Here is a 10,694-nt window from a genome sequence, read left to right on the forward strand (position 1 = left end):
GCCGGTCAGCCCGAGCAGGCGATCCGCTGGGCCTGCTGCCAGGTGCAGACCGGGCAGAGGGTGCTGCCGCGGTGGTCGGCCGGGTACTCGGTGGGCTCCCCGCACAGGACGCAGTCGGCGCGCGGCCCGGCCCCGTCGGCGGGCGCGGTCAGGCCGCGGGCCGGGTCGCCGGCGGGCGCGAGCTCGCACGAGGGGGCGGCGTCGGCGGGAGCGGGCCGGTCGGTGGTCATGTCGTCTTCCTACCCGCCGCACCCGGCCGCCGCAAACCCCGTCCGGCCGCCGGGACGGGAGGGACGGGACGGCACCGGCTGCGGATCGCGGGTCGCGGCCCGCCGCCCGCGGGCTCAGCCCAGGAAGGAGAGCCGGACCGAGCGCCGCGGGTTGTCGCCGTTGGTGTCGACCAGCACCACGGACTGCCAGATGCCTAGCGCGAGCTGTCCGTTGACCACCGGGAGGGTGGCGTGCGGGGCGACCAGCCCGGGCAGCACGTGGTCCCGTCCGTGGCCGGGGCTGCCGTGCCGGTGCCGCCAGCGGTCGTCGGGCGGGAGCAGGTCACGCAGGGTGGCGAGCAGGTCGCGGTCGCTGCCCGCGCCGGTCTCGATCACCGCGACCCCCGCCGTGGCGTGCGGGACGAAGACGTTGAGCAGCCCGCTGCGGCCGGCCGCCGCGCCCGTCAGGAAGGCCGAGCAGCGCTCGGTGATGTCGACGGCCGCCTCGTCGGAGCCGGTGGTGATCTCGAAGACGATGGTGTGGAAGTTGTCCGCCATGGCGCCATCCTGACGGATCATCGGCCCGGCTCCGGACCGCCCGGTCCGGCGTGGCGACGACGGCGGGAGCGGCTGCGGACATGACTGAGCGAGGCATGGCCGGTACTCCTCGGCCATGCCTCCCGGGCCGTCGGCCCGCCGGGGTCAGCCCCGGCTGCCGAACAGACTCCGCCGGAGCCGCCGCAGCGGGGTCAGCAGCCGCACCCGGGCCGCCCGCCGGGGCGTGGCCGGGGTGCCGGCGCCGCGCGGCGTCAGCTCCCTTATCAGTCCGAGCGCTTCGGCGGTGTCCACCGCCGGGAGCGCGGGTGCGCCCAGCACGGCGAGGTGCCGCTCGATCCGGCGGCCGGTCGTGCCGACTCCGCACTGGACCGCGGGCACGCGTGGCCGCGTCCGCACTTGCATGTGTTCCATCAGTTTCCCACCCCTACGAGGCGCCAGGGCCGTGAGGCGAAGACTATCCGTGTGAGACGGAGTCCGCGCAACCGTCCTGGTGTCCTGCCACCGTATCGTGCGGCAGGAACTGACACATCACCAGGTACGAGTGGCCTGGGTCACGAGTAGGCATCGAAACCGGGATTCACGCCCCCGGCCTGCACGGAGTCAGGCGGACCGCGCCGGGCGCACCCCGGCGCCCTCCTGCAGTTGGACCTCCGGACCGGCCGCCCGCTGCGGCGGATCGATCAGCCAGGAGACCCCGACGCCCGAGAGCCCGAGGCCGGCGAGGGCGGCGAGCAGCAGGACCACCAGCCAGGCGCCCGGGCCGCACCAGTCGATCCGCCCGCCGTTGCGGACCAGGCCGGCCAGCCCGAGCAGGCCGGTGACCACCAGCGCGGCCATGCCGCCGCGCACCCGGCGCAGCTCGGCCTCCCACCAGCCGAGCAGCAGGGCGAAGCCGAAGGCCAGGCACCAGGCACCGAGCACCCGGACGTCCAGCGGCCGGACCTCCCAGGGCCAGCGCCGGACGGCGGCCTCGGGCAGGGCGTACAGCAGGAGGCCGGTGGTGGTGACGGTGAGGCCGCTGGAGAGGACGGGGGCGGCGACCCACCAGGGCAGGCGGGGCGCGCGGGGCGGCTTCGCGCCGGTGACCCGCCACTGTGCGCCCAGGGCGACCAGGCCGAGCAGCGGGGCGGCGAGGTGGACGCCGAGCCAGCCCCAGGCGGCGGCGAAGGCCGGCAGCGAGCCGCCGGAGAGGTGGAGGGTACGGTGGCCGAGCAGGCTGGCGCCGAGCACCAGCAGCATCAGGAGCGCGCTCGCGGCGGTGACCACCCGGACCTTCTCCCAGGCCCGGGCGCGCAGGGCGAGACCGAGCATGACGCAGGACCCGCCGTACCCGGCGGCGAGCAGGGCGGCGGTGACCGGGGACATCCGCCAGGCGAAGAGGTCCTCGGTGGATCCGCCGAAGAAGGTCAGGGCGAGGGAGACACCGCCGGCGGCGACCGCGAGGGGACCGAGCACGAGGAGTCTCAGGGCGGGGCTGACCGGCCTGGCGGAGGGGGTCGGCCGGCCCATCCGGAGCTCCTTTATGAGACTTCGCGTCAATATAGGAGCCGGGAGACATCCGGGGCAATGCCCCGGACATCATTCAGAAACTGAACACATCGGAGGGATTGACGCGGCCGAAACCTCCAAGCAATATCTCTACCAGGGCAGCAACACCGGACAGCTCCCCAGAGCCCCGAGCTTGTGTGTTCGACATATGAATAGTCTTCCGACACTGCAGTGAGTCACTGCTCAACCGTCTCGACGCTGCGACGGTTCGACTCCCCCGCGGTGGACGGGACCGGCGGTCGGTCGTTGAGGGTCGGCCGGACCGCCACACCGGACTGCCGGTGCCGCCGCTCGCACGGCGCGGCACCGGCGGTCGCGTTCTCCGGCCCCGCGGCCGTTCTCCCCTCGCCCGCCCGCACCGCGCACCCGCCGCCTTGGCCGTGATCGGCCCGCCGCCGCGGCTCGCTAGAGTTGGCCGCACCGGCGAACCAGCCGAGAGCCGTCCAGCACCGTCGCGGAGAACCCACGCGTGAGCCCCCTCCTGAGCATCGTCCTGCCGGTCCACGGGGTCGAGCGCTACCTGCCGCACTGCCTCGACTCGCTCACCGCCGAGCACGCCCGGCCCGGCGAGGTCGAGGTGATCGCCGTCGACGACCTCTCCCCCGACGGCTGCGGCGAGATCCTGGACGCCCACGCCGCCCGGGACGACCGTTTCCGCGTCCTGCACCTGGCCGAGAACCAGGGCCTCGGCGGCGCCCGCGCCGCCGGCCTCGCCGAGGCGGGCGGCCGCTACGTCTGGTTCGTCGACAGCGACGACTGGCTGCCCCCGGGCACCCTGGACGCCGTCCTCGCCGAGCTGCGCCGGGAGCAGGAGACCGAGCAGGCGGGCGGGCGGCCCGTCGACGTCCTGCTCACCGACTTCACCCACGTCTACCAGGACGGCGGCACCGAGCCCAACCCCTGGCGCCACCTGCTCTCCGGCTCCCCGCTGGCGGAGGGCTGCACGCTGGCCGAGCACCCCGCCCTGCTCACCGCCGTGATGGCGGTCTGGAACAAGGTCTTCCGCCGCGCGTACCTGCTGGGCCTGGACGTCGCCTTCGGCCGCGGCTACTACGAGGACATCTCGGTCACCTACCCGGCACTGCTCGCCGCCGAGCGACTGCGCTACCTGGACCGCTCCTGCTACGCCTACCGGCGCGGGCGGCCGGGCGCGATCACCAACACCGCCTCCCCCAAGCACGCCGACGCCTTCGCCCAGTACGACGCGATCTTCGCCTTCCTGGAGCGGCACCCCGGCATCGGCGCCCCGCTGCGGACCCTGGTCTTCGAGCGCACCGTCCGGCAGGCCGTCACGGTCTACGACACCCCCGGGCTCGTTCCGACCGCTCTGCGTGCGGAGTTCTTCGGCCGGATCACCGACCACTTCGAGCGGCACCGCCCGGCCGGCTACCGCTTCCCCGGCGGGGTCCGCGGCCTGCAGTACCGGCTGGTCGCCCGCGGCGCCCGCCGCTCGTACGCGGAGCTGCGGCGCACCGGGCAGCTGCCCCGCACGGTGAAGCGCAGCACCCGAGCGGTGGCACCGGCCGTCCGCAAGGCGGTCCGGGGCAGCGCCCGCTTCACCGCCTACAACGCCTTCCGGCGGCTGCCGCTGGACCGCAACCTGGCCGTGTACGCGGCCTACTGGCACCGCGGCTACGCCTGCAACCCGGCCGCGATCTACGAGAAGGCCAAGGAGCTGGCCCCGCAGATCCGCGGGGTGTGGGTGGTGGAGGACCGCGCCCGGGCCGCCACGCTGCCGCCGGGCGTCCCGTACGTCATCGTCAACACCCCGGCCTACCTGCGCGCGATGGCCACCGCCACGTACTTCGTGAACAACGTCAACTTCCCGCACACCATGGCCAAGCGGCCCGGCACGGTGCACCTGCAGACCCAACACGGCACCCCGCTGAAGACCATGGGCATGGACCTGAAGGACTTCCCGGTCGCCGCGGACGGCATGGACTTCGAGCGGCTGCGGGAGGCCGTCGGCCGCTGGGACTACCTGGTCTCCTCCAACCCGCACACCAGCGAGCACTTCGCCCGCGCCTTCCCCGGCCGATACACGATGCTGGACACCGGCTACCCGCGCAACGACCGGCTGGCGCTGGCCACCCCGGAGGAGTGCGCGGCGGTGCGCGAGCGCCTCGGGATCGCGCCGGGCAGCACCGCCGTGCTGTACGCCCCGACCCACCGCGAGGCCCAGGGCGGCTACGTGCCGCTGGCCGACCTCAAGGAGCTCGCGCACCGACTCGGCCCGTCCTTCACGCTGCTGGTGCGCACCCACTACTTCCACGACGGCGGTGCGGGCGACCTGACGGCCGGTCCCGAGGACGCCCGCGTCCTGGACGTCTCCGACCACCCGGTGGTGGAGGACCTGTTCCTGGCCTCGGACGCGCTGGTCACCGACTACTCCTCGATGATGTTCGACTACGCCGTCCTGGACCGTCCGATCGTGATCTTCGCTCCGGACTGGGCCGAGTACCGGCGGGACCGCGGCGTCTACTTCGACCTGATGGCCGAGCCGCCGGGCGCGGTCGCCGCCGACCAGGACCGACTGGCCGAGGCCCTGCTGGCCGGGGACCCCGAGCCGGCCGCGCGGGCGGCGTTCCGCAAGCGGTTCTGCCCGTGGGACGACGGCGGGGCGGCGGAGCGGGTGGTCCGCCGGGTGTTCCCGGTTCAGGAGGGCTGACCGTCCGGGGCGAGCTCCAGGTACTCGGCGACCAGGCCGTCGGGGTGCCGCAGGTGGCGGGCCCGCCCGTGCGGCATGGCCGGCAGGTCCCGGACCAGTTCGGCGCCCTGGGCGAGCAGCAGCTCGGTCGTCCCGGCGAGCGAGTCCACGGTGAACACCACGCCGACCGCCCTGGTCGGGGCGAGCGCCTCCTCGGCCCCGCTCAGCACCAGCACCGGGCCGACCACCGTGGCGCTCAGACCGGTGGCCGGCATCCGCAGGGTCGGGCCGGCGGCCGTACCGGTGACGTGCTGGTAGAGGACCACGGTGTCCCAGTGCCGGTGCTCCTCCGTGAAGACCGGGACCAGGGCAGTGTTGATCGGCATGGCCGCCCCCCAGGGCTCGACATGTCTCGGCTCGGCGCGCGGCCCGGCGCCGCGCGGCCCGGCCGGCGCGCATGCCCCGGCTCGGCGCGGCCCGGTGATCCGCCGTCACACGCTAACCCGTCGGGTGGCGCCCGGTCCGGCTTCCTCCGGATCCGGCGGCCGGCCGGCCCGCCCCGCCGTCCCGGTGCCGCCCCGCCGCCCGCCGGTGCCGCCTGCGCGTGGCCGAGCCTGCGCGGGGCGTGACGGGAATCGCACCGCACTTCCCGCCGGAAGGAGTGGACGGGCCCGGGGGGCAGTGTCGTAACCTGCCAGCTGACCTCGGCTCCGCGCGGGCCGGGACCATGAGTCGGTCGGCCGGGGAGGGCCCATGATCAACCTCATCACCAAGCTCGTGCTCAAGCCGCTGGCGAAGTCGGTGTACCGGCCCGTCATCGAGGGGCTGGAGAACGTGCCGCGCAAGGGTGGGGTGATCCTGGCCAGCAACCACCTGTCGTTCATCGACAGCGTGGTCATCCCGCTGACCGCGCCGCGCCAGGTGTTCTTCCTGGCCAAGGCCGAGTACTTCACCGGCACCGGCCTCAAGGGCGCGATCGTGCGCTCCTTCTTCACCAGCGTCATCAACGCGGTGCCGGTCGAGCGCGGCACCTACCGCTCGGCCGCGGCCTCGCTGGAGCAGGCGCTGGAGATCCTCCAGGACGGCAAGGCGTTCGGCATCTACCCGGAGGGCACCCGCTCGCTGGACGGCCGGCTCTACCGCGGGAAGACCGGGGTGGCCTGGCTGGCGCTGACCGCCGGGGTCCCGGTGGTCCCGGTGGCGCTGGAGGGCCCGCAGGACATCCTGCCCGTCGGCCGCCGGATTCCCCGGGTCCGCCAGGTGACGGTCCGCTTCGGCAAGCCGCTGGACTTCTCCGAGCTGCACGGGCAGGCCCGTTCGGCCAAGGCGCGCCGCCAGGTGACCGACGAGGTGATGGCGGCGATCCAGGAGCTCTCCGGCCAGGAGACCGCCGAGACCTACAACGAGCTGCCCAAGGCGGCCTGAGCCGCCGCCCGTTCGTCCCGCCGCCCCTGCGGCCGTCCCACCTCCCCGGGACGGTCCGGACCCCGCAGCCGGCCCCGGCCGGGCCCGGTGCGGGTCAGGCCGGCACCGGGTGCTCGCGCCTGAGCAGCGCGGCGTAGCGGCCGCCGAGGGCCAGCAGTTCCTCGTGGGTGCCGAGCTCGGCGATCCGGCCCCGGTCGAGGACCGCGATCTGGTCGGCCCCGCGGACGGTGGACAGCCGGTGCGCGATGGTGATCGTGGTGCGCCCGGCGGCCAGCGCGTCGATGGCCCGCTGCACGGCGAGCTCGGTCCGGTTGTCCAGGGCGCTGGTCGCCTCGTCCAGGATCAGCACCGGCGGGTTGCGCAGGATGGTGCGGGCGATGGCCAGGCGCTGCTTCTCGCCGCCGGAGAAGCGGTACCCGCGCTCGCCGACCAGGGTGTCGTAGCCGTCCGGCAACGCGGTGATCATGTCGTGCACCTGCGCGGCCCGGGCGGCGGCCACCAGTTCCGCGTCGGTGGCGTCCGGCTTGGCGAACCGCAGGTTCTCGGCGACCGAGGCGTGGAAGAGGTAGGTCTCCTGGGAGACCACGCCGACGGCGTCGGCCAGGCTCCCGAAGGACAGCTCCCGCACGTCCGTGCCGTCGATGGTGACCCGGCCGGCGGTGACGTCGTAGAGCCGGGGCACCAGGTAGCTGAGGGTGGTCTTGCCGGAGCCGGTCTCGCCGACCACGGCGAGCGAGCCGCCGGCCGGGATCTTCAGGTCGATGCCGGAGAGCGTGGGCCGCTCCTGGTCCGGGTGGTAGCGGAACTCCACGCCGTCGAAGGCCACGTCGCCGCGGACCGCGGCCGGCCGCACGGGGTGGGCGGGCTCGGCGATGTCGACCGGCAGGTCCAGGTACTCGAAGATGCGCTGGAACAGGGCCAGCGAGGTCTGCACCTGGACGCCGGTGGAGAGCAGGCTGACGGTCGGGCGGAACAGGCCCTGCTGGAGCGAGACGAAGGCGACCAGGGTGCCGATCGAGACGATCGGGGCGCCGCCGGCGGCGGTCAGCCCGGCGGCCCAGTAGATCAGCGCAGGCATCGCGGCCATCACCACGCCGATGGTGGACATCCGCCAGCGCCCGGCCATGCTGGAGCGCACCTCCAGGTCGGCGAGCCGGTCGGACTGCCCGGTGAACTCCCGGGACAGCGAGTCGGAACGGCCCATGGTGCGGCCCAGCAGGATGCCGCTGACCGAGAGCGACTCCTGCACGGCCGAGCTCATCGCCGCCAGCTGCTTCTGCCGCTCGGTGGTGATCTTCTTGCGCTCGTTGCCGACCCGCCGGCTGATCCAGACGAACAGCGGGAGCAGCAGCAGCGAGACGACCGTCAGCCGCCAGTCGAGGGCGACCATGGCGACCACGCTGGCGACCACACTGGTCAGGTTGGACACCAGCGAGGTGGCGGTGGAGGTGACGGTGGACTGCATGCCGCCGATGTCGTTGGCGATCCGGGACTGCACCTCGCCGGTGCGGGTGCGGGTGAAGAACGCCAGCGACATCCGCTGGAGGTGGCCGTACACGGCCGTGCGCAGGTCGTGCATGACGCGCTGGCCGACCGTGGTCGAGATCAGCGTCTGCAGCACGTTGAAGACGCTGTTCACCACGGCGGCGGCGATCATGCCGAGCACCAGCAGACTGAGCAGGCCGGTGCGGCCCTGCGGGATCGCGGTGTCCAGGACGGCGCGCAGCAGGAAGGGCGTGGCCACCGAGACCACGGCGGAGGCCGCGACCAGCAGGCCGACCACGGCGAGCCGGCCGGCGTACGGGCGGAACAGCGCGGCGATCCGGCGCAGCTCGGCGGGGGGCGGGGGCTCACCCTTGGGGCGTTCGGGTGGGGTCCAGTCGTTCCGGTCGGGTCGCAAGGGCAGCCTCCATCGGCGCGGGTGGGCGGAGACCAGCATACCGAGCCTGGCTCATGATTAGCCAAACTAATAATGAGCCCGGCAGTATTCCTGGCCCCACACCCGGCCCCGCGGACCCCGGGCGGCCCGAGTCGCCCCGCACCCGGCCCCGTACCCGGCCCCGCGCCGCTCGTCCGCGAAGTGCCGACCCCGCCCCGCGGACCGCGCCGGGTCAGTCCGTGCGGTAGGTGCGCGCCGCCTTCGAGGAGACCCCGCCGAGCTTGCCGCTGGGCAGCAGCCGGGCCAGCGCCACGACCGCCTTGTACCGCTTGCCGGGCACCGAGACCGAGCGGCCGCGGGCCAGGTCGCGCAGCGACTCGTCGACCACCCGGTCGGCGGAGAGCCAGCCCCAGGCCGGGACGTTGGAGGTGCCCATCCCGGCGCGCTGGTGGAACTCGGTCCGGGTGAAGCCGGGGCACAGGGCCTGCAGGCGCACACCGCTGCCACCCAGGTCGCGGGCGACGCCCTGGGTGAAGCTCACCACCCAGGCCTTGCTCGCCCCGTACGTGCCGCGCGGCAGGAAGGCGGCCACCGAGGCGACGTTGACGATGCCGCCGCGGCCGCGCTCCTGCATGCCGGGCAGGGCGGCGGAGGTGGTCCGCAGGATCGCCTCCACGTGCACCTTGAGCATGTCCAGCTCCTGCTGGAGCGGCACGGTGAGGTAGGCGCCGCGGTTCCCGAAGCCGGCGTTGTTGATCAGGATGTCGACCGGCCGGCCGCCGTCGCGCAGCCGCTCCTCGACCGCGCCGATCCCCTCCTCGGTGGCCAGGTCGGCCCGGAGCGTCTCGACCTGGACGCCGTACTTCTTGGCGAGTTCCCCGGCCGTCTCCGCCAGTCGCTCGGCGTCCCGGGCGACCAGGACGAGGTCGCGGCCGTCCCCGGCGAGGCGACGGGCGAAGGCGGCGCCGATGCCGGCGGTGGCGCCGGTGATGAGAGCTGTGGTCATGGACCGACCGTACTGGCTGGTAGCCCGGGCGCGCACCGGTGCCGCCCGGACGCGTCCGTACCGGGCCCCGCCAGGCGGCCCGGTACGGACGGTCGGTGGACGCGCGGGTCAGGCGCGGTAGGAGGCCCAGGAGTTGGTCATCCGGGTGACCTGGCCCGGGGTGAACTGGGTCATGCAGGAGTCGTAGGTGTAGTCCATGAAGTTGTGGATCGGGTCGGCTCCGCTGGCGGAGCAGGTGTCCCGGCCGGTCGGGCACTGGAAGGCCGCGCTGGCCTCCGCCGGGGTGTCGCTGACGGAGTCGCCGCTGCCGCTGCAGCCGCCCTGGAAGGTGTGGTAGAGCCCGAGCCAGTGGCCGACCTCGTGGGTGGCGGTGTCGCCCTGGTTGTAGTTGGTCGCCGAGCCGCCGGGCAGCGAGGCGTCCAGGATGACCACGCCGTCCATGGTCGGCTGCGACCGGTAGGAGCTGGGGAAGGTCGCCCAGCCGAGCAGGTCGTCGCCGAGGTTGGCGGTGTAGAGGTTGAGGGCGTTGGCGCCGCCCTTGTGCAGCGCGGTCTTCATCGCCTTCTCGGCGCTGGTGCCGTCGGTGATGCCGTTGTACCAGGCGGCCTTGTCGGTGTAGTCGGTGGCGACCAGCTGGAACTTGAACGGCGTCGCGGTGTTGCCCGAACCCTGGCCGCCGTACGCCGCGTTGAGGACGGCGATCTGGCTGCTGATCGCGCTCGCGCTCAGCTTGCCGGTGGTACCGCTGTGGATCACGTGGAAGTAGACCGGGATGGTGGTCGCGGCCAGGCCGCCGTCGACCAGGCTGCGCGAGTCGGAGGTGCGGCGCAGCTGCTCGACGGTGGACTTCAGGTCCGCGTCCATCGCCTTGACCTGTGCGGTCGTCAGCGAGTTGGGGTCGTGCGCGGTGGATCCCTCGGCCTGGCGCGCGGCGGCGCCGGCGGCGGGGGTCGCCTGGCCGTCCACGCACTGGGTCTGGGCGGCGGCCGGGGCGGCGGCGAGTGCCGAGAACGCGGAGGGGGCCGCGAGCGGGGTGACGCCGAGCGCGCCGGCGAGCGCGGTGACGCCGAGGATGCGGTGCGCGATGCGGGCAGCGGAACGGGCAGGACGAGACATCTGCTCTCCCGTGGGGGGTGTGGGGGTGGCGGATTGGGGGCCGCCGAGCAGAGGTTATTCAGTCCCGCCGTGTACGCGTCAGATCCGTTCCGGACGCGATATTCTCCGGACAAACGGACCCAAGTGCCGCAGGTTTAACGGAGTTTGGGGCTCTCCAGATGGAGGCTTTACGTCCGGGACACCTCACCGGAACACCGCCCCCGTGGCCGAAAACCGCCCCCTCACCCCCGGGCCGGACCCCCGCCGCCACGCCCGCCCCGGGCCGGCGCCCCCGGCCGCACCCGCGCGGGGCACCCGGGTCCGTCC

At 73.9% G+C, this 10,694-nt stretch carries 10 protein-coding genes; 2 read left to right on the forward strand and 8 right to left on the reverse strand.

Annotated features, from left to right (window positions below; all coding sequences use genetic code 11):
* Positions 1–5 precede the first annotated feature (5 nt).
* From ACIOFR_RS05115 to ACIOFR_RS05130, 4 genes are all read right to left on the reverse strand, one after another.
* Positions 6–230 (reverse strand): hypothetical protein, encoded by a 225-nt coding sequence (locus tag ACIOFR_RS05115; RefSeq protein ID WP_400992547.1) that lies wholly within the window; start codon positions 228–230, stop codon positions 6–8.
* 114 nt (positions 231–344) lie between these two features.
* Positions 345–767 (reverse strand): YjbQ family protein, encoded by a 423-nt coding sequence (locus ACIOFR_RS05120; protein ID WP_400992819.1) that lies wholly within the window; start codon positions 765–767, stop codon positions 345–347.
* Positions 768–911: 144 nt separating this feature from the next.
* Positions 912–1,178: a hypothetical protein gene (locus ACIOFR_RS05125; RefSeq protein ID WP_371500857.1), complete on the reverse strand. Its 267-nt coding sequence runs from the start codon at positions 1,176–1,178 to the stop codon at positions 912–914.
* A 189-nt stretch (positions 1,179–1,367) separates the two neighbouring features.
* Positions 1,368–2,276: a hypothetical protein gene (locus ACIOFR_RS05130; RefSeq protein WP_400992549.1), complete on the reverse strand. Its 909-nt coding sequence runs from the start codon at positions 2,274–2,276 to the stop codon at positions 1,368–1,370.
* 508 nt (positions 2,277–2,784) lie between these two features.
* Between ACIOFR_RS05130 and ACIOFR_RS05135 the strand changes: the two genes are divergently transcribed.
* On the forward strand, positions 2,785–4,983 hold the full coding sequence (locus ACIOFR_RS05135) for a CDP-glycerol glycerophosphotransferase family protein (protein WP_400992550.1): 2,199 nt from the start codon (positions 2,785–2,787) through the stop codon (positions 4,981–4,983).
* Here the strand turns inward: ACIOFR_RS05135 and ACIOFR_RS05140 are convergent.
* Positions 4,971–5,348: a hypothetical protein gene (locus ACIOFR_RS05140; protein ID WP_400992552.1), complete on the reverse strand. Its 378-nt coding sequence runs from the start codon at positions 5,346–5,348 to the stop codon at positions 4,971–4,973. The two genes, ACIOFR_RS05135 and ACIOFR_RS05140, sit on opposite strands and share 13 nt — an antisense overlap.
* Positions 5,349–5,715: 367 nt before the next feature.
* On the opposite strand from ACIOFR_RS05140, the gene ACIOFR_RS05145 reads away from it, so the two are divergent.
* Positions 5,716–6,387: a lysophospholipid acyltransferase family protein gene (locus ACIOFR_RS05145; RefSeq protein WP_400992554.1), complete on the forward strand. Its 672-nt coding sequence runs from the start codon at positions 5,716–5,718 to the stop codon at positions 6,385–6,387.
* Positions 6,388–6,481: 94 nt separating this feature from the next.
* Here the strand turns inward: ACIOFR_RS05145 and ACIOFR_RS05150 are convergent, their stop codons facing one another.
* The 3 genes from ACIOFR_RS05150 to ACIOFR_RS05160 form a co-directional block, all read right to left on the reverse strand.
* A complete protein-coding gene (locus tag ACIOFR_RS05150; RefSeq protein ID WP_400992556.1) occupies positions 6,482–8,287 on the reverse strand; it encodes an ABC transporter ATP-binding protein in 1,806 nt (601 codons plus the stop codon).
* Between the two features lie 211 nt (positions 8,288–8,498).
* Positions 8,499–9,272 (reverse strand): SDR family NAD(P)-dependent oxidoreductase, encoded by a 774-nt coding sequence (locus tag ACIOFR_RS05155; RefSeq protein WP_400992558.1) that lies wholly within the window; start codon positions 9,270–9,272, stop codon positions 8,499–8,501.
* A gap of 108 nt (positions 9,273–9,380) precedes the next feature.
* Positions 9,381–10,388: a zinc metalloprotease gene (locus ACIOFR_RS05160; protein WP_400992560.1), complete on the reverse strand. Its 1,008-nt coding sequence runs from the start codon at positions 10,386–10,388 to the stop codon at positions 9,381–9,383.
* Positions 10,389–10,694 lie beyond the last annotated feature (306 nt).

It is taken from the genome of Kitasatospora sp. NPDC088346, from assembly GCF_044740765.1.
Classification (GTDB): Bacteria; Actinomycetota; Actinomycetes; order Streptomycetales; family Streptomycetaceae; genus Kitasatospora.